The 24,022-nt window shown below is 51.7% G+C and carries 31 protein-coding genes; 6 read left to right on the top strand and 25 right to left on the bottom strand.

The window, feature by feature from the left end; all coding sequences use genetic code 11:
* Positions 1 to 16 precede the first annotated feature (16 nt).
* From ACYUBO_RS03225 to ACYUBO_RS03210, 4 genes are all read left to right on the top strand, one after another.
* The gene (locus ACYUBO_RS03225) at positions 17 to 3,208 is read left to right on the top strand and encodes a PAS domain S-box protein (protein ID WP_460372312.1); all 3,192 of its coding nucleotides are present in this window, start codon (positions 17 to 19) and stop codon (positions 3,206 to 3,208) included.
* Between the two features lie 109 nt (positions 3,209 to 3,317).
* Positions 3,318 to 3,656 (top strand): STAS domain-containing protein, encoded by a 339-nt coding sequence (locus ACYUBO_RS03220; protein WP_460372310.1) that lies wholly within the window; start codon positions 3,318 to 3,320, stop codon positions 3,654 to 3,656.
* Between the two features lie 3 nt (positions 3,657 to 3,659).
* Positions 3,660 to 5,276: an MBL fold metallo-hydrolase gene (locus ACYUBO_RS03215; protein ID WP_460372308.1), complete on the top strand. Its 1,617-nt coding sequence runs from the start codon at positions 3,660 to 3,662 to the stop codon at positions 5,274 to 5,276.
* Between the two features lie 24 nt (positions 5,277 to 5,300).
* Positions 5,301 to 5,975 carry a PEGA domain-containing protein gene (locus ACYUBO_RS03210; protein WP_300334781.1) on the top strand — a complete coding sequence of 225 codons (675 nt, stop codon included), beginning with the start codon at positions 5,301 to 5,303 and terminating at the stop codon, positions 5,973 to 5,975.
* On the opposite strand, the gene ACYUBO_RS03205 is transcribed toward ACYUBO_RS03210, so the two are convergent.
* The 4 genes from ACYUBO_RS03205 to ACYUBO_RS03190 form a co-directional block, all read right to left on the bottom strand.
* Entirely contained in the window at positions 5,959 to 7,077 is a 1,119-nt protein-coding gene (locus ACYUBO_RS03205) for an isocitrate/isopropylmalate dehydrogenase family protein (protein WP_460372307.1), read from the bottom strand. The two genes, ACYUBO_RS03210 and ACYUBO_RS03205, sit on opposite strands and share 17 nt — an antisense overlap.
* Complete coding sequence (locus ACYUBO_RS03200) at positions 7,065 to 7,553, bottom strand: 3-isopropylmalate dehydratase small subunit (protein ID WP_460372305.1); 489 nt, start codon at positions 7,551 to 7,553, stop codon at positions 7,065 to 7,067. The genes ACYUBO_RS03205 and ACYUBO_RS03200 overlap by 13 nt, the downstream gene beginning before the upstream one ends.
* A gap of 3 nt (positions 7,554 to 7,556) precedes the next feature.
* Complete coding sequence (locus ACYUBO_RS03195; RefSeq protein ID WP_460372303.1) at positions 7,557 to 8,813, bottom strand: 3-isopropylmalate dehydratase large subunit; 1,257 nt, start codon at positions 8,811 to 8,813, stop codon at positions 7,557 to 7,559.
* A gap of 205 nt (positions 8,814 to 9,018) precedes the next feature.
* The gene (locus ACYUBO_RS03190; RefSeq protein WP_460372301.1) at positions 9,019 to 10,227 is read right to left on the bottom strand and encodes an ATP-binding protein; all 1,209 of its coding nucleotides are present in this window, start codon (positions 10,225 to 10,227) and stop codon (positions 9,019 to 9,021) included.
* A gap of 133 nt (positions 10,228 to 10,360) precedes the next feature.
* Between ACYUBO_RS03190 and ACYUBO_RS03185 the strand changes: the two genes are divergently transcribed.
* The gene (locus ACYUBO_RS03185) at positions 10,361 to 10,954 is read left to right on the top strand and encodes a DUF2115 domain-containing protein (RefSeq protein WP_460372299.1); all 594 of its coding nucleotides are present in this window, start codon (positions 10,361 to 10,363) and stop codon (positions 10,952 to 10,954) included.
* Here the strand turns inward: ACYUBO_RS03185 and ACYUBO_RS03180 are convergent.
* From ACYUBO_RS03180 to trmY, 7 genes are read right to left on the bottom strand one after another with little or no spacing between them, the layout of a single operon-like run.
* Positions 10,951 to 11,517, bottom strand: coding sequence for a HemK2/MTQ2 family protein methyltransferase (locus ACYUBO_RS03180; RefSeq protein ID WP_460372297.1), 567 nt, complete (start codon positions 11,515 to 11,517; stop codon positions 10,951 to 10,953). The two genes, ACYUBO_RS03185 and ACYUBO_RS03180, sit on opposite strands and share 4 nt — an antisense overlap.
* Before the next feature lie 12 nt (positions 11,518 to 11,529).
* The gene (gene rsmA, locus ACYUBO_RS03175) at positions 11,530 to 12,276 is read right to left on the bottom strand and encodes a 16S rRNA (adenine(1518)-N(6)/adenine(1519)-N(6))-dimethyltransferase RsmA (protein ID WP_460372295.1); all 747 of its coding nucleotides are present in this window, start codon (positions 12,274 to 12,276) and stop codon (positions 11,530 to 11,532) included.
* A gap of 23 nt (positions 12,277 to 12,299) precedes the next feature.
* Positions 12,300 to 12,860, bottom strand: coding sequence for a DUF655 domain-containing protein (locus ACYUBO_RS03170; RefSeq protein WP_300328699.1), 561 nt, complete (start codon positions 12,858 to 12,860; stop codon positions 12,300 to 12,302).
* An 11-nt stretch (positions 12,861 to 12,871) separates the two neighbouring features.
* On the bottom strand, positions 12,872 to 13,222 hold the full coding sequence (locus ACYUBO_RS03165; RefSeq protein WP_300328702.1) for an RNA polymerase Rpb4 family protein: 351 nt from the start codon (positions 13,220 to 13,222) through the stop codon (positions 12,872 to 12,874).
* A gap of 23 nt (positions 13,223 to 13,245) precedes the next feature.
* The gene (locus ACYUBO_RS03160; protein ID WP_300328704.1) at positions 13,246 to 13,539 is read right to left on the bottom strand and encodes a 50S ribosomal protein L21e; all 294 of its coding nucleotides are present in this window, start codon (positions 13,537 to 13,539) and stop codon (positions 13,246 to 13,248) included.
* 2 nt (positions 13,540 to 13,541) lie between these two features.
* Positions 13,542 to 14,786, bottom strand: a complete 1,245-nt coding sequence (locus ACYUBO_RS03155; RefSeq protein ID WP_460372293.1) for a tRNA pseudouridine(54/55) synthase Pus10 — start codon at positions 14,784 to 14,786, stop codon at positions 13,542 to 13,544.
* Positions 14,783 to 15,346 (bottom strand): tRNA (pseudouridine(54)-N(1))-methyltransferase TrmY, encoded by a 564-nt coding sequence (gene trmY, locus ACYUBO_RS03150; protein ID WP_460372433.1) that lies wholly within the window; start codon positions 15,344 to 15,346, stop codon positions 14,783 to 14,785. The genes ACYUBO_RS03155 and trmY overlap by 4 nt, the downstream gene beginning before the upstream one ends.
* A 138-nt stretch (positions 15,347 to 15,484) precedes the next feature.
* Here trmY and ACYUBO_RS03145 point away from each other — a divergent pair, with 138 nt between their 5' ends.
* Positions 15,485 to 15,802: a type II toxin-antitoxin system PemK/MazF family toxin gene (locus tag ACYUBO_RS03145; RefSeq protein ID WP_300328711.1), complete on the top strand. Its 318-nt coding sequence runs from the start codon at positions 15,485 to 15,487 to the stop codon at positions 15,800 to 15,802.
* Between the two features lie 18 nt (positions 15,803 to 15,820).
* Here ACYUBO_RS03145 and ACYUBO_RS03140 read toward each other — a convergent pair whose 3' ends face one another.
* From ACYUBO_RS03140 to ACYUBO_RS03075, 14 genes are all read right to left on the bottom strand, one after another.
* Positions 15,821 to 17,149: a signal recognition particle protein Srp54 gene (locus ACYUBO_RS03140; protein ID WP_300328714.1), complete on the bottom strand. Its 1,329-nt coding sequence runs from the start codon at positions 17,147 to 17,149 to the stop codon at positions 15,821 to 15,823.
* A complete protein-coding gene (ftsY, locus tag ACYUBO_RS03135) occupies positions 17,149 to 18,264 on the bottom strand; it encodes a signal recognition particle-docking protein FtsY (protein ID WP_460372290.1) in 1,116 nt (371 codons plus the stop codon). The genes ACYUBO_RS03140 and ftsY overlap by 1 nt, the downstream gene beginning before the upstream one ends.
* Before the next feature lie 9 nt (positions 18,265 to 18,273).
* Positions 18,274 to 18,729 carry a prefoldin subunit alpha gene (gene pfdA / locus ACYUBO_RS03130; protein ID WP_300328722.1) on the bottom strand — a complete coding sequence of 152 codons (456 nt, stop codon included), beginning with the start codon at positions 18,727 to 18,729 and terminating at the stop codon, positions 18,274 to 18,276.
* A complete protein-coding gene (rpl18a, locus tag ACYUBO_RS03125; protein WP_300328725.1) occupies positions 18,719 to 18,910 on the bottom strand; it encodes a 50S ribosomal protein L18Ae in 192 nt (63 codons plus the stop codon). The genes pfdA and rpl18a overlap by 11 nt, the downstream gene beginning before the upstream one ends.
* 5 nt (positions 18,911 to 18,915) lie before the next feature.
* Positions 18,916 to 19,578, bottom strand: coding sequence for a translation initiation factor IF-6 (locus tag ACYUBO_RS03120; protein ID WP_300328730.1), 663 nt, complete (start codon positions 19,576 to 19,578; stop codon positions 18,916 to 18,918).
* A 1-nt stretch (position 19,579) separates the two neighbouring features.
* The gene (locus tag ACYUBO_RS03115) at positions 19,580 to 19,843 is read right to left on the bottom strand and encodes a 50S ribosomal protein L31e (protein ID WP_300328734.1); all 264 of its coding nucleotides are present in this window, start codon (positions 19,841 to 19,843) and stop codon (positions 19,580 to 19,582) included.
* 3 nt (positions 19,844 to 19,846) lie between these two features.
* Entirely contained in the window at positions 19,847 to 19,999 is a 153-nt protein-coding gene (locus tag ACYUBO_RS03110) for a 50S ribosomal protein L39e (RefSeq protein WP_255331977.1), read from the bottom strand.
* Positions 19,996 to 20,607, bottom strand: a complete 612-nt coding sequence (locus ACYUBO_RS03105) for a DUF7411 family protein (RefSeq protein WP_460372287.1) — start codon at positions 20,605 to 20,607, stop codon at positions 19,996 to 19,998. Before ACYUBO_RS03105 ends, ACYUBO_RS03110 begins: the two co-directional genes overlap by 4 nt.
* A complete protein-coding gene (locus ACYUBO_RS03100) occupies positions 20,604 to 20,939 on the bottom strand; it encodes a DNA-binding protein (RefSeq protein ID WP_300328743.1) in 336 nt (111 codons plus the stop codon). Before ACYUBO_RS03100 ends, ACYUBO_RS03105 begins: the two co-directional genes overlap by 4 nt.
* A gap of 12 nt (positions 20,940 to 20,951) precedes the next feature.
* Complete coding sequence (locus ACYUBO_RS03095) at positions 20,952 to 21,401, bottom strand: 30S ribosomal protein S19e (RefSeq protein WP_300328747.1); 450 nt, start codon at positions 21,399 to 21,401, stop codon at positions 20,952 to 20,954.
* Between the two features lie 102 nt (positions 21,402 to 21,503).
* A complete protein-coding gene (locus tag ACYUBO_RS03090) occupies positions 21,504 to 21,746 on the bottom strand; it encodes a YhbY family RNA-binding protein (protein ID WP_460372285.1) in 243 nt (80 codons plus the stop codon).
* Positions 21,730 to 22,056, bottom strand: a complete 327-nt coding sequence (locus tag ACYUBO_RS03085; RefSeq protein ID WP_460372283.1) for a ribonuclease P protein component 4 — start codon at positions 22,054 to 22,056, stop codon at positions 21,730 to 21,732. The genes ACYUBO_RS03090 and ACYUBO_RS03085 overlap by 17 nt, the downstream gene beginning before the upstream one ends.
* A 1-nt stretch (position 22,057) precedes the next feature.
* Positions 22,058 to 22,696, bottom strand: a complete 639-nt coding sequence (gene purN / locus ACYUBO_RS03080) for a phosphoribosylglycinamide formyltransferase (RefSeq protein ID WP_460372282.1) — start codon at positions 22,694 to 22,696, stop codon at positions 22,058 to 22,060.
* Between the two features lie 35 nt (positions 22,697 to 22,731).
* Entirely contained in the window at positions 22,732 to 23,997 is a 1,266-nt protein-coding gene (locus ACYUBO_RS03075; protein ID WP_460372280.1) for a hemolysin family protein, read from the bottom strand.
* Positions 23,998 to 24,022: the final 25 nt, after the last annotated feature.

Raw genomic sequence — 24,022 nt, 5'->3', positions numbered from 1 at the left:
GACAAGAAACAGGGTGATGCAAGATGATAGTGCTCTGTCTGAAGAGAAGAGGATCAGTCCCTTGATCTCCCTTGATTTGAACAGATACAACACAATAATTAAACGATTCCTGCCCGGTTCACTCAGATTTAAAACACTCTTCGCAATTGCGATCTCCTGCCTCATCATGACCTGCATCCTCTTCATCTGCTCCCAGATGATCGTCATGGAGGGTTTTTCCAAACTTGAAGAGAATGCAATGCACCAGAATATTGAGCGTGCAGAGAATGCAATAGCCGGTGAGATTAGAAAACTGGATGCGATAGCATATTCCTGGGCGAGTGCCGAAGAGACGAATTCCTTCTTAGAAACCCGTGATCATGTATATTTTCAGTCGGCATTTCCCGATGAAAAGTTTACCGGATCAAATATCAACATCATTCTCTTTGTCGATCATGAGAAAGAGATAATCAACCATAAATATATCAATCTGGATTATGGCCATGTGATGCCGACACCACGAAGCCTCCTCTCCCAGATGACAGAGAAGGATATCACTGCTGAGAATGGAATGCTTGTGCTCGGATCAGGACCAATGCTGATTGCAACACGCCCTATCATACGAAGCGGACAGGAAGAGCCGTCTGGAACAATCATTGTAGGCCGATATCTTGATGAGGCAGAGATGGGGATCCTCTCCCAGCAGACAGATCTCCAGTTATCAGTCTATGAAAGCCACCATCACAATAATCCGGAGGATATCCGGCAGGTTCAGTCGCTTCTGATTTCGGATCATTCAGAGATTGTGAAACCGATTGATGAGAATACCGTAGCAGGCTATACAATCCTGTCTGATCTTCATGGAAACCCGGGTTTAATCATGAAAGTTGAGATGCCACGGGATATTTTTCAGAACGGCCAGTCTGCGATCCAGTTCTCACTTCTTGCCCTTGTCATTCTGGGCATCATCAGTGGAGCTGTGACCATGGGCATAATGGAGAGGATGGTACTCGATCCATTAAACAGGCTCAGAACAGGGATTCGATCGATTCGTGAGGGTAGATCAGTTTCATCCCGGATCAATTTTACCGGGGATGATGAGATAGCCCAGGTTGCATCGGGAGTGAATAAAATGCTCGACTCGCTTGAGAGATCACAGAACCTTTTGAAGCAGAGCGAAGAGCGTTTCCGCCATCTTTTCAACGATGCCCATGACATCTTCTTCACCACAGACACAAGAGGAATAATTACAAGTACAAACAGGATGGCTGAGACCCTTACCGGATATACAAAAACAGAGCTCATAGGAAGAGATATGTCAGAACTCTTTCCTGACTTCTCACATCAGACACCAAATGAGGAAGAGCCAATTCAGACAACCTCAATAAACAAACAGTCTTTTGAGACGAAGATCAGGACAAAAAAAGGAGAGGAGCGGGTTCTGGATCTCCATATACAGCCAAGATATTCAGAGGGGATAATAAGCGGCCTGTTCGGGATTGCAAGGGATATTACAGAGAAGAGAGCTGCGGAAGAAGAACTTGCCCGATACCAGAACCATCTTGAGGATCTTGTGAGGGAACGAACTACAGAACTCTCCCATATTAATGTAAATCTGACATCCGAGATAGAGAGACGGAGAGCAGCTGAGCAGGCGGGTGCTGCGGAGAGAGAACGCCTATCTGTCACGTTATCTTCAATCACCGACGGGGTGATTGCAACCGATACCAGGTCACGAATCATTCTCATCAATAAACCTGCAGCAGATCTGATCGGCAGATCAAAGGATGATCTGATCGGGATGGATATCAGCCTTGTCCTCCAGATGCAGGGGGGAGATGGAGATGCACTATCCGCAGATGAACTGGCATCAGAGGCAATAGCAAAGAATGCTCCGATCATGATCTCACGGGATCTGTACCTGGAAAAGGCAGATTCCCTCATTTGCCCCATTGAATTTTCAGCTGCTCCGATTCGGGATTGCAAGGGAGCGGCAATTGGAAGCGTCTGTGTCATCCGGGACATAGGAGAGCGGAGACGCCATGAGGATGAGATGATCAGAATAGAGAAACTTGAGTCGATCGGCCTTCTTGCAGGGGGAATTGCTCATGACTTCAATAATATTCTCACAGCGATTACCGGAAACCTGATGATAGCCAGAATGGAGATAACAGATAATCCCGCAGCAATTGATCGGATCGAACGTGCCGAAACAGCAGCACTCCGTGCACGCGATATGACCAGGCAGCTTGTTACATTCGCAAAAGGCGGATCGCCTGTGAAGGAGACTGCTGATATCCGCGATCTCATTAAAGAGACGAGCCTGTTTGTTCTTCAGGGAACAGCCTCGCGGGCGGAGATTTCGATCGAACAGGATCTCTGGACAGCTGACGTGGACTGCGGCCAGATCGGTCAGGTGATCAGCAACCTCGTCATCAATGCCAATCAGGCTATGCCGGATGGCGGTATCATCATTGTGAATGCAAAGAATTGCACAATAGAAGAGGATATGGGAACCAGTATTCCGGGAGACTATCTCTGTATCTCTGTACATGATCAGGGATGCGGGATCTCACAGAATAATCTCACCAGAATCTTTGACCCGTACTTTACTACAAAGCAGAATGGAAACGGGCTTGGACTTGCATCATGCCTCTCAATTATCAAAAAACATGGCGGTACAATCGATGTCGTATCACAGCCCGGTATCGGTTCCACATTCTCGATCTACCTTCCGGCATCGAAGAAAGCTCTTTCATGCCGGACATGCGATTTGACAATCCCCTGTGGAAGAGATCAGTCGATCCTGATTATGGACGATGATGAGGCGATCCTTGATATCGCATCGGTGATACTGACACAACAAGGGTATAAAGTTACAACTGCAACAGACGGTGATGAGGCGATTTACCTCTACAGAGAGGCGAAAAAGAATGGAGATGCATTCGACGCTGTCATAATGGATCTTACCATACCGGGGGGAATGGGCGGGAGAGAGGCGATGGCCATCCTGTATCGGGAAGATCCTTCTATTAAGGCCATAGTCTCCTCCGGATACTCGGATGATCCGGTTATGTCAGCATACCGGGAGCATGGTTTCTGTGCAGTCCTTCCAAAACCATACCGGGGACGCGATCTCCTCTCCATTCTGGATACGATACAAAATCCCCTCCAGGATGAGAATTCGGCCCTCGCAGATCCTTTTGCAGAGGGATCATTTTTTTCCTGATTCCGGTTGCTATCTCCAACTCAGCACTTCAACCTTTCTAATCCTACGCTAAAAAAGAATATAACGTTTTTACCTTTCAACTCCTATCAGATACAGAGCGTGGATATTAATGATGGAGATTACCATAGCAGAGACAGGGGGTGTCAGGCATGCGAATCTTTTTGGAAGAATTGATTCGACAACCGCACCAGAGGCAGAGAATATCCTCAGATCATTTGCCGGGGAACAGGAAAGAAACGTAATTGTGAACTGTGACGGTCTCGAATATATCAGCAGCGGGGGGCTCCGCATACTGCTTGTTATCGAGAAAGAACTGAAGGGATCAGGGCGCCATGTGATCCTCTGCGGTCTCAGGACAGAAGTCGAGAAGATATTCCGGCTGACCGGGTTTACATCAATTTTTACCATCGAGAAGACCGTAACCGATGCAGTTGCGCATCACCGGTGAAGAATGGATTTGAGAGGATGGAGCCGGTTATCAGGTGACGGGGATCTCTCCTTCTACCCGATGATCAGGAAGATCGATATCCTCTCATCAAACTCTTACCTCATCGGATCAGAAGACGATCTGATCCTGATCGACCCCGGTGCAATCCCGGGGCAGGCAGATACAATCCTCTCCGTCATATCCGATCTCCCTGAAAACCGGCAGTTAACCGGCATCCTGCTGACACATACCCATATGGATCACTGCCATTCACTCGTCAGCCACCCCGAACTCTCATTGTTTGCAGACCGCGCCTATTCGCATGTATCAGGTGTCGAAGCCCTGAAAACAGAAGATTACGGAGTCACCCAGGCAACACTCCTTGGGAAGAGATTATCGCCGACACTCCTTGGGAATCCCCTCTTCTCCGGGAATCAGGAGACCGGAAGGTACGGCCTTTCTGAAGAGACAATACCATTCTCAGGGGATCTTGAGATCACCGCCTATCATACACCCGGACACAGCCCGGATTGTATCTGTTACAGGATCGGGGACAGACTCTTCATTGGAGATACGCTCTTTGCAGGATCTCCCGGTGTTGCAGGAATAGTCGGCTATTCACGTGATGATCTGCTTCATTCCCTCATCGGGATCAGACAGATGATTTGCGGAGAGAATATTACAGTCTGCTACTCGGGCCATGGAAACCCAATCCCTTCAGCCGATGCAATCAGGAGCATAGATCTTGTTCTCAGGCAGGTCGAGAAACTAAGCGGGATCGAGACCTTCACACCCGAGAGGATGAAGGAGACAGCGCTCTTTGCTGAGGATCTGATGGCGGAGATCGATGAAACTCTCACGATCATCTCAGGCAGGATCGCATTTGTTTCTCATATGCTTGCAGAGCTTGAGGAAGGAGCATCTGCCGGAGAGATCTCATCAGTTCTTGATTGTGCAGCGGTTGATGATCTGCTTGCCAGATACAACAGTTTTGCCGAAGAATACCGGCAGGGTGCCCATCAACCCATTCTGCTTGCACTGAATGCCGCAAATATCGCAGGGAAAATTGAACGGCTCATTGATCGGGGGGGCCTTGGTGCTGTGATCGAACCCTGGCTCATCGATCACCTTGACGAGCTGATCAACGATTATATGACTCTTTTCCGTGGATTTCGGCCTGTTGCAACCCTGAAAGACTGTAATCCCTGTGTTCTCTGCCGGGCTGTTGTCGATTCGCTTGATCCACGTCATGCCGATCAGCTGCTTGAGTCTGCATCCGATGATGATTTTGCTGCCGCTCTTGCACTCCGTATGGGGAGGGTACAGGTTGTGAACGAGGGAGCCGTCACTGTCTGCGCCACTGATGAAAACCTCAGCGCCATCATGGATCCAATCAGGTTTGAACGCGCCGCCCTCACCCTGATCACCCGGTATGCTGCCTATGGCGTTGATCTGATGGCAATCACCTTCAAGAAAATTGATGAGGAGACCGTACAGATCACCCTTTCAACCGGCGATACTCTCCCGGACACCAGGCAGCTGAGGTACCTCAGTAAAGCCTTCGCTCTCTCCGGAGGAACGGTTCTCCGGACAGATGAAGGAATGGCAGTCAGGTACCCTTCGGGACGAACTATTATCTAGATCACAGGACGAGTATAGCATGCTATGCAGATCCGGACATCTATCCTGATTCTTGGAGGGCTTCTCTGCCTTGCCCTCTGTATTTCGCCTGCTTCGGCAGAGCCGACCGGAACGATTCAGATCACTTCAGAGCCAGATGGTGCAGAGGTTTATATCACCAATGTCTTTCGCGGCTATACCCCCCTCACCGTCACTGACCTGCGTGCAGGCATGATGAGATTTCAGCTGAAAAAAGCCGGCAGTTATCAGAACTGGAACGGTGTTGCCTACATCATGCCCCAGGAGACAGTCAGGGTGCATGCAGTTCTCGCACGCACAGGAACACAATTCCGGGAATATGGCAGTATTGTCATTACCTCGGATCCCGGCACAAGTATTTTCCAGAACCAGAACTTCGTCGGCACAACAGATGCTGAGGGATCCTACATCATCTCACGGGCAGATCTCGGCCTTCACCTGATCAATCTTCAAAAAGAGAATTACCAGTCCTATTCCGAACTTGTTGCAGTTGATTCAGGAAAGACGAGCAGCGTTTCAACAACCCTTGAACCGGTTCGAGTACCTGATCAGGTTATGACAGTAGCACTCCCGACAGCACCACTCCCGACAGCACCTGAACAGAGTGCCGGATCCACCGCAGTGGTGATCTCCGGCATCCTGCTTGGGGTTGCCTTTGTTCTGTTTACTCGCCGGACCTGATTTTGCCAGCTATCCAGTCGCCGACACTGCTCGTCGACTGGGAGCCACCCATATCTTTTGTGACATGCCCTGCCACAATAGAGGACTCAATACCTTTTAAGACAGCATTTGCTGCCTCTTTCTCGCCAAGCGAATCCAGGAGGAGGGAGCCCGCCCAGATTGTTGCCAGGGGGTTTGCGACATTCATACCCTTGTACTTGGGTGCAGATCCGTGGATCGGCTCGAACATCGAGATCCCGTCAGGGTTGATGTTGCCTCCTGGTGCAAGACCAAGGCCGCCCTGGATCATAGCGCCGAGATCGGTGACGATATCACCAAACATATTCGGGGTGACAACCACGTCAAACCATTCGGGATTCTTGACAAACCACATCGTGACCGCATCAACGAAGGTGAATTCGGTCTCTACATCCGGGTATCCCTTTGAGACCTCGGTGTAGACCTCGCGCCAGAGTCCGTAGATATCCGAGAGGACATTTGCCTTATCAACCGACGAACACTTCTTCCCCCGATCCGCTGCCCGTTCAAATGCATACCGGATCACCCGTTCTGCACCTTCACGGCTGATTAAGCCGATCTGGTAAGCAATCTCCTCGGCATCACTCTCGACATCGATCCCAAATTTTATGGAATAGAGGTTTCTGATCACTTCAAGGCTCGTCTTCTCTGAACCCTTGAACCGGGATCCGATCCCGACATAGAAGTCCTCGGTATTCTCCCGGACAACCAGGAAGTTGATATCATCAGGCGTCTTGTTGGCAAGCGGTGTCTGGACACCATGAAGAAGCTGGATCGGGCGCAGGTTGATATACTGGTCAAAATGGAAACGGAGCGCAAGGAGGATTCCTTTCTCGATGATCCCCGGCTTTACCCGGTCATCGCCGATCGCACCAAAGTAGATCGAGTCGCAGGATTCAAGCCCTGCAATATCCTCTTCGGTGAGGAGTTCGCCCGTTCTGAGGTACCGCTCGGACCCGATATCAAAATCGACCCAGTCGATATCGAAATTATACTTTTCACCTGCTGCATCAAGGACGGCCCTGCCTGCTTCAATGATCTCAGGACCAATCCCATCTCCTCCGATTGCTGCTATTCTGTGCATGTCTTTACCTCCGGGTGTGCCCGTGCATATTCTACAAGTCCGCCTGCCCTGATGATCTCAAGGAGGAATTCGGGAACCGGATCGATCGGATACCGCTTCCCATCTGATTCGATATAACCTTCCGCAGTATCGACAGAGATGACCGCTCCGTCCTTGATCTCTTTTGCTGCTGAAGATGTCACCGGCAGAAGGCCGGTGTTGATCGCATTTCGATAAAAGATCCTGGCAAATGATTCTGCAATGATCACCCTGACACCGGCACCGCGGATCGCAAGCGGGGCATGTTCACGGGATGAACCGCATCCGAAGTTCCTGCCTGCAACGATGATATCCCCGGCCGCTGCCTTTTTTGAGAACTCGTCACGGGTTCCCTCAAATGCATGGGATGCAAGCTCTTTCTCATCATAGATCGTTAAAAACCGACCCGGTATGATCGCGTCAGTATCGATATCATTTCCAAACTTCCAGACACGCATCTACTACACCTCCCTCGGATCGGTGATCTCGCCATACAATGCACTTGCAGCGGCAGTTGCCGGTGAACAGAGGTATACCTCTGCATCAGTACTCCCCTGCCTCCCCCGGAAGTTCCGGTTCGAGGTGGAGAGCGAGACTTCGCCCGGAGCAAGGAGCCCAAATGCCCCGCCCATACAGGGGCCGCAGCAGGGTGCCTCTACAAGCGCTCCAGCCTCTACAAACCGCTCGATGAGACCTGCCCTGAGGGTCTTGAGGTACTCGTCACGGGATGCCGGGATGATGATCACCCGGAGCTTCTCAGAGAAGCTCTCATTACCGAGCACCTCGGCTGCCTCCTGCATATCCTCAAACCGCCCGTTTGTGCAGGAGCCTATGAAAACCTGGTCGACTTTCCGCCCTGCAACCTCTTCAACCGGTGCGACATTATCGACATTGTGGGGGATAGCGACCTGCGGGGAGAGATCAGATACATCATATCCCCGTTTTTCAAGGTAACCGGCATCGGAATCAGGAGCGATATCAATGGGATCAAATGAGCCCCGGTCCTTCAGGTACTCCATCGTGACCGCGTCCGGTGGGACAATACCGGCTTTTCCGCCCATCTCGATCGCCATGTTGGCGCAGGTCATCCGCCCTGCCATATTCATGGATGAAAACGCTGATCCCCCAAACTCAAGTGCCCGGTAGGTGGCGCCATCCGCCCCGATATCCCCGGCCATTCTGAGGATCAGATCCTTTGGGCCGACCCGCCTGCCAAACGTCCCATCAGCATCCACCCGGATCGTCTCCGGCACCCGGAAATAGAGGGCACCGTACTTGAGGGCAAAGCCCATGTCAGTTGATCCGATTCCGGTGGCAAATGCCCCGACCGCCCCATACATGCAGGTATGCGAATCACTGCCGACGACGATGTCGCCGGGGGCAACCCGCCCCTTCTCGAGAGCAACCTGATGGCAGACACCCTCACGGAGATCATAGTTTTTGATCCCCTGCTCTTCAGCAAACGCACGCATCATCACGTGGTTCTTTGCCGCCGGAATGGAGTCGGCAGGAATCTGGTGATCGAAGAGAAGAATAATCTTCTCCGGATCGAAGACACGCTCCCCTCCCATCTCCCAAAACTGGGTGATGGCAAGAGGTCCGGTGATATCATGGATCATCGCAGCGTCAATGCCTGCCATGACCACGTCACCCGCTCTAATCGTCCTGCCGCACTTCGATGAGAATATCTTCTCAGCAACAGTCATTCCGTTGGCCATAGCTATACATATGGATCTTTTTAATATAGGATAGTTTGTATGAACTGGTGGGGAAGCAGGTTTCCCCTGAAAAACAGAGATATATATGAAGGTCAGAGAAGAGAAGAATCTTCTTCAGGAGCGTTTTTTAAAGATACATTCGAATCGATGCGATCACCTGCCTGAGGGATGCGCGGAGATCAAAATATCCTCCTCATTATCGCATCTATTCAAGGAACCTGAGGAGAGGATGCAGATCAGAATAGCCGATCAGCTGCCCCCGGGACCGCTGCTGCGCCTGATCCCCCCCATAGAACACAAATGATTGTTCGGGCGTATTTCCCGAGAGAGTATTCCAGTAGGTAATCTCCTTGAAATAATCAGCGCTTGCTGTTCTTCCGGATTTGATCTCGACCGGGATGGGCGTCTGCCCGGCATACTCGATAATACAGTCGATTTCATGCCCAGCCTTATCACGCCAGTAGTAGAGGGTAGACTCCCTGCCCCGATTCAGCCTGAATTTTAATAATTCCGTAATGATCAGAGTCTCAAAGAGACCACCTTTCAACGGATGGTACGTGATATCATCGGCAGATTGTATCCCTGCCAGATGGGCTGCAAGTCCCGGATCAGTGAAATAGAGTTTGGGATTCTTTACAAGCCGTTTATTGAAGTTCTTATGGTGGGGGCGTAACCAGAAGATGAGGAGCGATGTCTCAAGAAGGGAAAGCCATTCTTTTGCCGTGTTATGGGTGATACCGCAGTCATCGGCGAGTGAAGAATAGTTGATCACCTGCCCGGAACGATATGCACACATCTTCATGAATGTCTGGAATGTCGAGAGGTTCTGCACCTGTTTCAGGAGGCGAAGATCGCGTTCGATATATGTCTGGATATATGACGAATAAAAATCTCCAGGACGAATTGTGCTGCTGTAGGGGCGGGGAAATAATCCATCATATAGGAGATTCTCATATCGATTTGGTATAATGCCGGCATTGGCAAGCTCCCGCATCGAGAGCGGGAGCAGTTTGATGATCCCAACTCTCCCTGCAAGGGACTGCGATATCCTCTCCATCATAAGGAAGTTCTGGGAGCCGCTCAGGATGAATTGCCCCGGCTTTGTATTCCTGTCAAGAACACCCTGAAGATAGGAGAAGAGCTCTGGAACCCGCTGCACCTCATCAAGAATGGCTCCGGACTCTTCATAATTAGAAAGAAAACCTCTTGGATCCTCCTCTGCAAATGAACGGGTATCAGGATCTTCCAGTAATACATAGGGCAGATCAGGAAATACCGTCTTTACCAGCGTCGTCTTACCCGACTGGCGAGGACCTATCACCGATACAGCTGGAAACCCACGGGCAAGTTCACGAACTTTCTCTTCTGCATCCCGCCTGATCATCGGGCTGGTAGCTCCAGTAGATGTGGACATATTGTAAATGACATTTACAATTTGTCCATATATAACTTCTTCCGATCAGAGATACCTTACCACATCATTACCCATTAATGATTAAGAAAGAGCAGTTGATATAATCCAGAGGCAATCGGGTGAAAAAAGCGATATGACACACTCACGGCTGGAACTAAAGCCCTCCGAGGCAGAAGAGGAGATCAGGAGGATTGCCTCCGCACTCGCTGAATCAGAGACGAGATCCCGCCTTGCCCGCCTGATCACAACAGAGATCCACCGCTATACCCCCCATGACCTGATGAGAATTGCAGCCGCACTCAGGCGAGAGATCCAGAGCCTGCCTCCCCCCTACCGGAAGGCATATGCAGCATCAGCTCATGAGCAGGTATTCGGGACGCACCACCGGATCCTCCTGATGGAACGGGAGGGCAGAATCGATACGCTTCCCGGAGAGATCCCCGATCCTGTCCTCTTTGCAACCTTCTGCCGGATGATGGAGGAGGCATGCCTCGCCCCGGACCGATCCGGCGATGCCCATATGGCTCCGATGGGGAGGCTCCTCTACTATCTCCTTACGGGCTATCTTATCTTTGTTCTCTTCGAATCCGCTCACCCGATCGGCACCCCGTTCCCCGGGGGGATGAAGGTGGAGCTGAAGGGTGGCGTCGTCTGCTGCCCGGTGAGGGAGAAGGAGGATGATGTCCCCTATGCCCTCTGCCGGTTCTGCCCGGCAGAACAATCCTAAACCCGGCAGAGATCCTTCATTCCGAGGAGGACGAGAAGCTTCTCTCCTTCATGAGACTCTTCCGAGACAACAAACGTGATCATCCCGGCATCAGCAAAGAGTTTTGAGACCTCGGAGATCCCGGTGAGAGAGGAGATCAAAAGGAGGATTCTGCCATTTTTTGAGAGGAATGCAGGAGCATCCGCAAGAAACCGCTTAATCGTCTCCCTGCCATCCTCTCCGCCATCAAGGGCATACTCAAACCAGTCATCGATCCGCTCATCCGGCGCTGTCGGCAGGTACGGGGGATTGAAGAGGATCAGGTCAAAGGTTCCGCAGATGCCCGCAAAGAGATCGCACCGGATCACCGGCACTCCACGGCTATGGGCATATGAGGCGGCAAATGGGTTGATATCGGTTGCAACCACCTGTGCCCCGGCATCCTGGAGGTGAGCGGCGATCTCACCGCTCCCGGTTCCGATCTCAAGCACCCGGTCTCCCGGACGAATGATCCTGAGGCCTGCATTCAGGAGGAGAAACGTATCCTCGGCAGGGGAGTAGACCTCGGGCTGTGGAAGAGACATCACTCCTCCCGGTTATTCAGCAGAGAGGGCATTCGCAAGTTCGGCAAACCGCTCAAGAGGGAGGTTCTCGGGCCTCTGGGAGAGCGTCTCGTCATCAAGGGATGCGATCAGGGATTCTATCCGCTCTCTCCCAAAGACACCCGCAGCACTCTTTAGGCAGTTCCGGACCTTCTTTCTCCTCTGCGAGAAGAGGGCACGGACAAGATCGGCATACACCTTCCGATCAGAAATTTCAACTACCGGATCAACCGGCGTGATCTTTACCACCATCGACCAGACTTCAGGAGGGGGCGAGAATGCCTCGGGCGAGAGTTCCAATAACGGCTTCACCTTCGCATACGTCTGCACCATCACCGATAGACGGCTTGTATCGGGGTTTCCTGCAGGGGTCATCATCTTCCGTGCAAACTCCCACTGGTACATCAGTACTGCCACCTCAAAACCGATCTCGAGCAGCCGGAAGGTGATCGGGGATGATGCAGAATAAGGGAGATTGGAGATGACAATATCAAACTCTGGCAGGGCACACCGGGTGGCATCGCCGTGGATGAGGATCAGATCTCCCCGTTCGATCTGATCCGGGAAACGATCCCTGAGATGATCGACTAGTGAAGAATCAAGCTCTACTGCAAGAACGGTTGCACCCCGTTCAAGGAGTGCTTCTGTAAGCACCCCTTTTCCGGGACCAATCTCAAGAACACGCCTTCCTGCAATCGGGACTGCATCTGCGATTCGCAGAATGGCAGAGCCGTCACTCAAAAAATGTTGATCGTGCCGTGCCCTCATCGTGATGTGAAGAGATGGTATTTGACATCATGATCCATCAGCTCTTCCAGGATCCGATCGGCAATCATCCGCTCAGGATGGGGAACTGCCTTGATGCGTGTCCGGATATCCTCAAAGCTTGTAAAGGGGCTTCGATGCCGGGCTTCCAGTATCTCGGTGAGGATCTTCTTCCCGACTCCGGGAAGGAGATGGAGCATATGCAGCTTCAGGCTGATTGGAACGGATTTGTTAAAGAACTCAACAAACCGCTCCTCGTTCTGGCTGACGATCTTCGCGATTGCATAGGGCAGTTCCAGCTTTGCAGTCGCGGTCAGTTCATCATATTTCAGCCTGCGTTTCACACGCTCGACCTTCGGCCGTTCACCATCTCCGATATAAAGCAGTTCGTGAATCTGGATATCCGGGATCTTTGGAATGATCTCTAGAAGTTTGAACTGATCCACACCAACTGCCAGAACAATAGGCTCGCGCTTCAGGATTGGGCGCGGGTCATCCGCATACCCATGTTGAAGTACATCAATCGCTAGCGCTTGACTCTCTTTCTTCTCCGCTCTCATGCTCAAACCACCTATTTCCGAGCTGAAACCAGATCGAGGATTACATCCAGCTCTTCAGGAGTCAGGGTGAACCGTTCTTTTGCATAGATTGCACGAAGTTCATCCCTGTTCCGGGGCATCAGATTCACGATCCTGTATGCGATCTCTGGTTTCATCTTCTCAAGCGCGAGCAGTTCACCAAGAAGTTCTCTTGATGCTTCAGGAGAGAGCTTTGAGAGGTGGTTGACATGTTCGATGCTCTTCCTCAGCTCGTAAGACAGCTCCCTCCCGGCTTCGAGGCGGGCTGCCTCGATCCGGAGGAGATCCTCACGGATCTCTGGAAGGGTGACCCTTTCTTCGCTAACAAATGCCTTAACTTTCATGTCAATCACCAGATATAGTCTATTTAATATTTCTGAGCTTTTAGATGTTGTGGTTTCGCGATGACAACCTTCACCGCATTTCCGTCTGGAACCTCAAGAACCCAGGCACGTCCCCGTGACCCGATGACGGTGCCTGTCTTTCCATGGAATCTCCGGTGTGGCATGCCTTTCTGAATGCTTGGCTCCACAACAATGTGAACCTTCTGCCCCATCTCGAAGTCCTGAATAACCGAGGTGACCGGTGGGAGACCACGTGCTCTGAGTGCTTTCTTAAACTTATATCGAGTCTTTTTCCGTGGACCGTTATGTAGTGCCATGATTACTCCTCTCCTTGCTCCGGCATACCCTCCACCGATACAACATCAAGTGTGTATACCCGTGCAGGGTTGCCGAGGATCTCTGAGAAACTGGGCGTTGTTCTCCCATTATCCCCTGATATGAGTTCTTTGATGTAGAGTCCCGCCTCACCGACCACCTGGATCAGATATTGGCCGTCCTCAACCCCAAGACACCCGATATCGACGACCGTACGTTTCCTGATGAGATCTGCTCTCCGATGGGATACACGCTGAGGGGTGCGTTGATGAATCACCGCCCCATTCAGGGCTTCCAGAGCTTTTTCGACCAGATCCAGGGAAGTATGGCCTTCAATATCGACCAGAATCCTGTATGTTTTATGAGCCTTGTGCGATTTAAGGGTTTCCACCTCACGCCTGCTACTCCAGCGGGAAAGGGCCACTTCGACCCTGCCGGATGCCGATGCATTAATGGCAGACTCAAGTGCGGGAAGATCCACCTTCCGCTGCCGGGGAGCAAGCACCTCCATGATGAATGGGCGGCCGGTACCGATCATGAGTGCATCGATATCCTCACGCCCTGCACCATGGAGGACGAAACCTTCCGCCCCGAAAAGCCCGACTGTCGGCAGACCTATCAGTTCTTCAACCGAATCAGGGTACTGTTTGCCAGTGCCGCCACAGGCATCACATCCGGCGCCATGGCATGCGCGGCAATCCCAGTGAGTCTGGGGGATCCCCCGCTCGAGCTTTTTGTACCTTCCATAGAAGAAGACCGGGGCGATCTGCACCTCCACTGCTTCTTCAGCAATGTTTAAGATCACCGTCACCTCAGGATTCTTCGGATCTCCGCGTCTTCCGGTGAGAGTACCTACCGCCTTCCCAACCTCACGGTTCATCTCGGATTTCAGGGGTTCGGGATCGGTGAGAGAGAAGTCGCTCCAGAGCATCTCTTCTGACTCGGCCATCATCGGCGGAACGCGGGTTCCGATCACAAAAGTCTCGTGATCGATATCCGCTATTGCCCCGGCGACACGCCCGGCCCAGAGATCGATCTCCCTGAAGAGATCGGAGCAGACAAAACAGGTCCCCTCTTCATAGGGGGCAAATCTCTGATTTGTATCCATTGCATGGGCTACACGGAGTGCATGGCCCCTTTCTGCATTGGAGAGCCCGAATGATCGCTTTGCAAAGAGCCTTCCCAGGCAGTGATCGCAGATCGCCCCGTATTCGAGGATGGATCCGACAAGTGGAAGCAATTCGCTCATGCCAGCCTCCGGTCGGCTTCATTTAAGTAGATGGTGATGGTATGGTCGGCATGGAGCACCTGCGGGCCGACAGAGAGTCGCATGAGATCAGCTGTCAGTGCCTCTTCCTCTTCAGTGAAGTTCTGATGATCAGATAAGAGAAGGTTCTCCGGCAGGGAGCTGACAGTCCGGATATCGCCGCCCGATTCATCAAGTACTGCGAAGGGATACTCGGACAAGAGCCTCGCAAGCCCCCCGCGCCTGATGAAAACACCGGGAGAGGATTCGATAAACTCCGACCCACAGATCTTTCCAAGCGCTTTTTTGATCAGGGCACCGGCACTCCGTTCATCAGGATTTAACGATCTGACGGTCTCTCCTTTGAAGAGGATCGTCGTCTCTGGGCCTCCCTTCAGGATGAGATAGCATTCAACATCCCGCCTCAGATCATGTGAGAGAAAGAAAGAGGAGTTGACACAGCGGCAGAGGACATCCATTCTTCCTGCACTGCCGGGCATATCATTTAAGGAAAAACCGGGATCGGTGACGGCACGATGGCCAAGGATAGCAAATCGTCTCATAACAGGCTCCATATGGCATCCCGGAGGAATCTCGTCTCATACCGGGACAATTATACATATCTATATGGATGTACACCAGCTTAATAGAAACGGAATAGGGCAGAACTGCCTGCATCAATGACAGAGAGGAGAGAATCCATGAGTACTTACAAAAAAAGAGATGTTGTCCTGGCACCATTCTCCTTTTATCCGGGCGATCAACCAAAAGTCAGGCCCGCTATTGTGCTTTCAGAAGAATCCGGAGACCTCCTCCTTGCACCCTGTTCGCGAAGGCTGCCGGATTCGCTTTCTGCCATAACAATCGATCTCGATGATTTTGAGGAGGGAGGCCTTGAACTCTTTGAAGAGAGTGTCGTCCTTGTTGCACACCTGACAAAAATGCCGAAGAGAAAGGTTATTTCAAAGAAGGGAAGGCTTACAAAAGAAGCCTTTACGAAAATTGTTCAGAGAGGGTAAGATCCCGGGAAAGAGAGATTATACCAGCTTATCCCCGCCGCCAAACTGCTTCATCATCCGGTTCATCGAGAAACGGCCGCCACCTTTAAAGCCTTTCAGGGCACGCTGCATCATCTTATAGTATTTTATCAGCTCGCGGACATCATCGACAGAGCAGCCCGATCCCATTGCAATCCTGTGTATTCGTGATGTACCAAGGAGCGAAGGGTCATCCATCTCGGAATCGGTCATCGAATCCATCATGATCCGGTACCGTTCCATCTTGACGGAAGTGACATCATAGACCTCGTTTGGCACATTCATACCGCCAAGCGGGAGCATGGAGAGAACCTGCTTCAGGGGACCCATTTTATTCAGGGCTTCAAGCTGTTTGTACATATCCTTGAGTGTGAACTTCCCCTTCATCATCGCATTGACATCGAGCTCGTCCCCACCCATCACTTCTTCGGCACGCTCGACGAGGGCTTTCAGATCCCCCATCCCGAGCATCCTGGATATGAACCCATTTGGATCAAACCGCTCGAGATCGTCGATTGTTTCGCCTGAACCAATAAAGACGATGCTTGAATTCGTCTCGGCAACGGCAGAGAGAGCGCCACCGCCTTTTGCGGTTCCATCCATCTTCGTGATGACAACGCCATCGATCCCGATTGCTTCATGGAACCTCCGTGCCTGATCGCGTGCACCCTGCCCGAGTGCTGCATCGATAACAAGCCAGCGGTGATCGGCTTTGACAACGGCATTGATCTGCATGATCTCTTCGATGAGATCATCTTCAAGTGCATGCCGCCCGGCTGTATCAACGATGACCACCTCGACATCACGAAAGGCAGCCATTCCCTCCTTAACGATCTTCAGGGCATCTTTTTCTTCCGGGTCGCCAAAGATCGGGACATTGATCTTCTGGCAGAGGGTCTGGAGCTGGGCAAATGCGCCTGGCCTGAAGTTATCACAGCAGATGGCACCAACCTTCAACCCTTTTCGCTGGAAGTACCGGCAGAGTTTTCCGGTCGTTGTTGTCTTCCCTGAACCCTGAAGGCCCGCCATCAGGATTGTCTGGGGCCTGAGCGAGACTTCTGTCTCCGGACCCATCATCGAGACGAGTTCCTGGTAGACGATCCTGAGGACATGATCCCGAACCCCCATCCCTTTGGGAGGTTCTTCTTCAAGTGCACGGGTCTTGATGGATTGCGAGAGTGCCATCACCAGCTTGACATTCACATCAGCCTGGATAAGGGCACGCTGGAGATCACGGATAAGCTCGTCAACTGCTGCACGATCAACGACAGCTTTTCCTGCGAGCTTCTTTACAGCATCCTTTAATGAGTTTGAGAGTGAATCAAGCATCAGGCATCTTCCGCTAATATCTCGTTTATGATCAGATCAGGCGTGAAGAGGACGATATCCTCATACTCCTGGCCGACACCCAGGAAGACGAGGGGCTTTCCGATCGTATAGGCGATCGAGATGGCAGATCCGCCCTTCTTATCCATATCAACCTTCGTCAGGATGACACCATCCGCCCCGATCGTCTTTTCAAATTCGGCTGCCCTGACAACCGCATCGTTTCCGGCAGTTGCCTCATCCACATAGAATATGAGATCGGGCTTGAAGATACGCCTGATCTTCTCGAGCTGGCTCATCAGGTTCGCACGGTTATGGAACCTGCCGGCGGTATCGGCGAGGACGACATCGACGTTATGAGCACGGGCATACTCGACGGTATCAAAGAGGACAGCTGATGGATCTGCTCCCTCCTGGTGGTGGATAAGCCGTATTCCAAGCCGATCGGCATGTACCCGGATCTGTTCGATGGCACCGGCACGATAGGTATCGCCAGCCCCGATGACGACAGAGAATCCTTCTCTTCTGAGAAAAGCACCTACTTTTGCAATTGAGGTTGTCTTTCCGGTACCATTGACGCCCGTAAAGAGGATTTTGACAGGCTTCTCATGTGAACGTATGAAGGCTAAAAGATCCAGCCCTTCGCCAAGCACCTCGCGGAGTGCATTCTTCAGGGCGCAAGTCACAATCTCATCAGGGCTCTGCCGGATCTTCCTGTGGTTCCCGACAAGTGAACTTCTCATATGGGCGATGATCGCATCGGTAACCGAAAGTGCAACATCCGACTCAAGAAGGATCATCTCCAGTTCAAAGAGCGGCTCATTGAGATCCTTTTCAGTCAGTATGAACTCCCGTTCCGTGACGAGGGTTTTGACTTTCGAAAAAAAACCATCTTTCTGGGATTTTGTCTCAGGAACGGGTTCTCCAATCCTTTTCCAGGACAACTCACCTGTCCGGCGATCCTCCGGTATGAGTTCTCCCCGGGGAAAAGATTCTTCTCCGGGATGAATCTCCGGTGAAGGAGAGGAGACGGCCGGCGACTCTTCGATATGCTCCTCGATTGAGGCACCAAATCGTGACCGGACATCCCTTAATTTGTTTTTTAAGCCTTCAAACATACTCCGGCATCAGCTCCGGCCGGTAGGTTGTCCCTGACCAGCCTGGTACAGCTGTTCAAGGCGTCCGCCAACCTCTGCCGCCTGAGCCTGGAGCTTCTGAATCGTCTCTGCAAGACGTTTTCCCTGGGCTTCCATCTCGGTGATCCGCTCCTGCATAAAGGAGACGGTCTCGTCATTGGTCTTTCTGACAGAGATATCAGATCCGATAGAAACGAGGACCGAATCGGGATCGATCACCTTTGCAAGGATGGCAGCGCCCCCGCCAAGCGGAAGGAGTGATACAGCATCTGTTGTCTCCTTCAGTCCCCTGAGGGTTTCAATAGAGGTGATCATCTCCATCCTCGCCTGTTCGATAAACTGGAACTGCCGGGAAAAGAGTTCAATCTGTTGATTAAACTCATTCAGGTACATCTGAAGTGCCTGAAACTCCTCTTCAGGTGTCGGAGTACTTTCTTTACTCGCCATTGACACTCTTTATGCTCTCAATTTTGATTAATCTTCTCTCGATGCGGTGTTTACTTCCCATGAGAGTATAGATCCGCTCTTTCGCCTGTGCTTCGTTTGGTGCTGAAATCACCTTGGTGTATGGTTTCCATGCATCACCAATCTTCATCAGACCTGTAATTTCAAATTCTGCTAACTCCATTCAGCTCACCGTAGTAATCCAAATACATCTTCCATCCGTCCGAGTTCAAAACCGGTCGTCTCGCTGCCTGCAATAAACCCTTTCGAGTTTGCAAGAATACCTGCTCCAACCAGATTCGAACCCATGTTGACGGATCCACAGCCGACCGGAAGCGAGGTGAAAGACTCAACCCGTTCGATTTCCTGCGGGGTTGCCCGCGGAGAGAGAAGAATGCCTTTATTTGTTGCAACGGCGGCCATTCCAACGGTTGGAATTCCGGCGATCTGCATCCGCTCAACCGGAACCTTGAGGAAATCACTGATCCGGTCGATCAGCCTGGCAGGCATCTCAGGGTGAACGAGGGCGAACTCATCATTGACCATCATGCAATTGCCAGCGGCATTCATCGTCTCATCCATGAGCAGCACTTCCCCGTACTCCTCAAGCCGCCTCTGCTCCTCACTCCCTATCATGCCGGAGACCACCATACCCCGGCTGTTGCCGGTGATGAGCGATCCGATGATGGATGACCCCTGCAGGAACGTCCGGACGATCTCAACATCCAGAAGCTCCGCTATGGTATTGGCAAACTCATCCGGAACCGTTTCGGGAACAATCGCAAACTCCTCAAATGCCCGGGCAAAAACCCCGATATTCGGATCGCCATTGAGGGACAGGGTATAGTTCATTTCACTCCCCGGCAAGTTCTGCCTGAACCTGACCGTCCGAGAATTTTATCGCACGGACACGGATCTTTGATGGGGGTTTCTGGCTCCCGCACTCCCAGATCTTCTCGTTGATGCTCCGGTCAAGTTTGACGTCTTCACTCTTCATGTGCTTCTGCAGGTATGTCCGGACATCCTTGACAGCAACCTTTGCACGCTTCCATTTGGGAGCGCGTTTTGTATCCCGAAGAGGGATGATGTAGATCTGTTCCTTCTCTGCCTCGACCATTGCTCACACCTTCAGACTGCTGCGTCTCCAGCTGCGCCGCTTTGGATGCGATACAACTGCACGCTTCGTTTTGATCATGACCCATTGCGGAACCCTCCGGTTCTGCTGGGTGGCTTTCGCCATTCGTATCTTTCGACCTTTTGTCAGTTTGCTCATTGGTATTCACCAACCTGATCTATTCTTCTCCCGCAAACGAGAGATTGCTGGTGATTCAGAGGGAAGATTCCGCTCCAGTCGATGCCACGCAGTGTCATCTCCTCACGGATTTCAGCTTCATAATCACCATTTTCTATCATCGAAGTCTCACCATAGACTACGGTGAGCATCCGATCCACAAGGCGTGTTATCTCACGCCTTCCAAATCCAAGAAGGGGGCGTATATAGGAAACCCCCATCCTGTCTTCAAAGCTCTGCACCTCAGACGGGTTCAGCATAGGCACCCGGTCCATGAACCGGGTACCATCGGCGACCACCTCATACTCCTGTGCAAGCGCACAGAGGGACCGTCGGTGAATCTCATTGATTGCCTCATTTGGATACCCACACCGAACGAGTACTCCAATGGCCTCATCAATGAAACCTGACGCAAAGGTTCTCTTTTTCCAGGGCATACCCAGAGCCTCTGCCGCCGCCGCGACTTTAGGAACCTTCCGATCGGGATTGAATACGAACGTGTTCAGCTCTACAGTATAATCCCGCGAGAGCAGGATGGCAGCAAGAGAACTATCTTTCCCACCACTATAGAGCATTCCGACCTTCATCATACCCTTCGGATATTAAAGTCCTTTTTTTGCGGTACCAGTTGTTTGAGGAGCTCTTTGAGCTGTGCATCAGTGATCTTTTTCGTACTTGAGAGCCGACCCTGCTGGGCGAGCATGACAAGCTGCTGTTCAACGCCTCGTGCAAAGTCAGGTTTTGTGAGCTTGATTGTATTTAACCGCTCACGTGCTTCTGGCTCAAGAACCTGCATCAGCACCATCTGGACCTGCTGGTCAATCTGTTGCTGGCGCTGGGCCTCATGCTGTTCTGCCTGCTGCTGTTGTTGCATCTGGGCAAGCCGCCGTTGCCGGAGTTCAGATAACTCATCGTCTCCCATGTACACATCACCTCAATACTTCCCGATTCCCGGTGCTGCTTCTGCAACCTCTGCTTTGAGGCTGTATGCAACATTATCCAGGAATGATCGGCCGGCTGGCGAGACCTGTCGGCCTCCTGTTGCCTTCTCAAGGAGACCGGCTGCTTCGAGCTGCTGGAAAAGTTTCCGTGCAATCGAGCCGCTCCCCTTTCTGAACCGGGATGGGCGGGAACCCCTGTTCTGGGCCCCACCATAGATTGATCTCATTCTCTCCACTCCGACCGGTCCATCAACATAGACACGGCGCAGCACTGCTGCTGCACGGATATGCCACCAGTCGGTGTTCTCCGGTGGCATCTGCTTATGAACTCCCGTCTTGACATACTCTGCCCATGATGGTGCCTGGATCTCGGGTTTACCCTTGAGTTCCTCTGCAACCTTCCTGATAAGGAGTTCTGCCGGGATATCAAATACTGTAGTCATGTTCTATTCCTCACTGTTGTGGTTCACTAACAGTCTTTACGTATAGGGCGGAACAGCAGATATAAATTTCTGGATGAAAAGGAGAGTCAGGGCAGGTGGAGCCTACCCACGTTTCTTTGCAATGACCATTGTCCTGCCGCGGGTTGTGACCACCACACCACCCGTTCCATCCACCACTGTGAGGGGATCCATCGGGGCATTCTTCAGCCATTTGATCTTAATCATTTCTCTTACCTCAAGCTGGGCGCGGATCTCACTGGTAACCTCCGGCGTCACCCCATGTTTTCCCACCCAGATCGTCGGCTTTAATGTCTGGATTCCTGATTTATCATACTTTATTGGCATCGTGCTTCACCACCGGATAGCGTTTTCTCTGGCCGCATGCAAGGCAGGTCATAATAACCCTGCCATGCTGAATCCTGATCCTTGAGTTAATACCCGGTCTCAGGAGGGAATGGCAGTGTGCGCAGAACAAACGCCGGAATCGCTTCGGGATACGGATCCTCTGTTTCATGGCAATCCTCTTTGCGATCAGGATACAACGGCGTGAGCGCTCAGAATCTTCATCGGCCCACTTTGTTGCATTCTCAAAGAGGATCTCGATCCGCTCACGGGCGATCTTCTTTCCATTTCCAAAACGATTTTTCTCTCCCATCTCAGGCGCTCCGGGATCTCTCTTTATGCAAATCAGAATCCAGCCTGATCACCGCCCTCCCAAGGATCCGGAGATAATCCTCGCAGAAGAGCGAAACAGCCTCGGGGAGGGCGATATGCTCTTCAAGAAGGATACGCTCGGCGAGGCTTCCGGGATCATCATCATCCAGGACAGGAACTGCTCTCTGGAGGATCACCGGTCCGCTATCTGTTCCTTCATCTACAAAGTGAACGGTGCAGCCGGAGATCTTCACCCCGTATGCAAGTGCCTGCCCCTGCGCATCAAGACCCGGAAACGAAGGAAGAAGCGAGGGATGGATATTGATGATCCGGCCTGCATACTCCCTGATAATGGATGATCCCAGGATCTTCATGTACCCTGCGAGGACCACAAGATCCGGGGCAAGAGACCTGAGAGTGCTGATAACTTCCTCTTCGTACTCACCTTTTGTCGAAAATCCGGAATAATCTATGGTAAAGACCGGTATCCCGAACTCCTCTGCACGGACAGCAGCCAGCGTTTCCCTCCGATCGACGATCAGCCCTACACACCGCCCATTGATCATGCCTCGCGCTATCGCTGAGGCGACAGCCTGAAAGTTTGAACCACGGCCTGACGCAAGCATGACGATGCGTTTCATGGGAATATATGGGAAGGCTCTACCGATAATACTGATCAGTTCTCCGGAAGAGATTCGAGTGTAAGCTTGACCTTCAGGATCTGCCTCCCCCTCATCTGTGTGACCGTGAGCCGCCCGTTCACCTCAGGGATGACGATGGATTCACCGATATGGGGGATTCTCCCAAGCCGGGTGAAGACGAGGCCCCCGACCGTCTCATAGTTATCCGGCTCAAGCGGAAGGGGGATGGGGATGGAATTGTTGATATCCTCAACCCATCCCTGCGCATCTATCAGATAGGTGCCGTTTCCCATATCCTGAATCTCATCCTCCTCGATATCAAACTCATCCAGGATGTCGCCCACAAGCTCTTCCAGAATGTCCTCGATTGACACCACCCCTGAGAAGACACCATACTCATCGAGGATGATCGCAAGATGAGACTGCTTGAACTGGAGCTCTTTTAAGAGATCGTCAATCTTCTTGGATTCAGGTACAAAGTAGACATCATGAATCATATCGGGGATAGAAACATCGGGAACACCGCTGTGGATCGCCCGGAATACATCCTTCACATTCAGGATGCCGATGATGTTTTCACCCTCGCCATGATACACAGGCAGGCGTGAGAAACCGGTCTCATGGAAGATATCCAGCGCCTCATTCAGGTTTGTGGAATCCTCAATCATCACCACATCGGGCCGGGGAGTCATCACCTCGCGTGCAATTGTATCACCGAAGCGGAAGACGGAATGGAGCATTGCACGCTCATTCTCTTCGATTACACCGCTCTCTTCACCGACATCGATCCATTCCTTGATCTCCTCCTCGGTGACCCCGTGCTGGAGTAAAAGATCCTCATCGGTTGTGCTCACCCGCCTGATCCGGTCATAGATCCAGAGGATGGGAGAGAATATCTTCTCAAGAAACAGGATCGGACGAGCGACAAAAAGGGCAAATGAATCGACGCGCTTCGAGGCATAGGTCTTTGGCCCGATCTCGCCAATGACGAGCATCAGGATAACGACAACTCCTGTGGCAATCCCAACTCCCGCATCCCCAAAGTAATCGATTGCGATTGCAGTTGCAATCGCCGCTGCCGAGACATTGGCGATGTTATTTCCGATCAGGATTGTGATCAGCAGGTGATCGGTATTCTCTTTGAGCAGTGCCAGAGCCATGGCACTTCTCGTGCCTTCAGCAAAAAGTGTTCTTACTTTTGCCCGCGTTATTGCGATCAGGGCCACTTCTGAACCCGAAAAAAAAGCAGAGAGTAAGAGGCAGACAAAAAAGAGGATGAAGTGAAGTCCATCAGCCGCCATGGTACACTCACTCCCAACCGCTGAT

The organism is Methanocalculus sp. MC3 (assembly GCF_054767395.1).
Note: the sequence above shows the minus strand (reverse complement) of the source record. Positions and strands in the feature narration are given on the sequence as shown.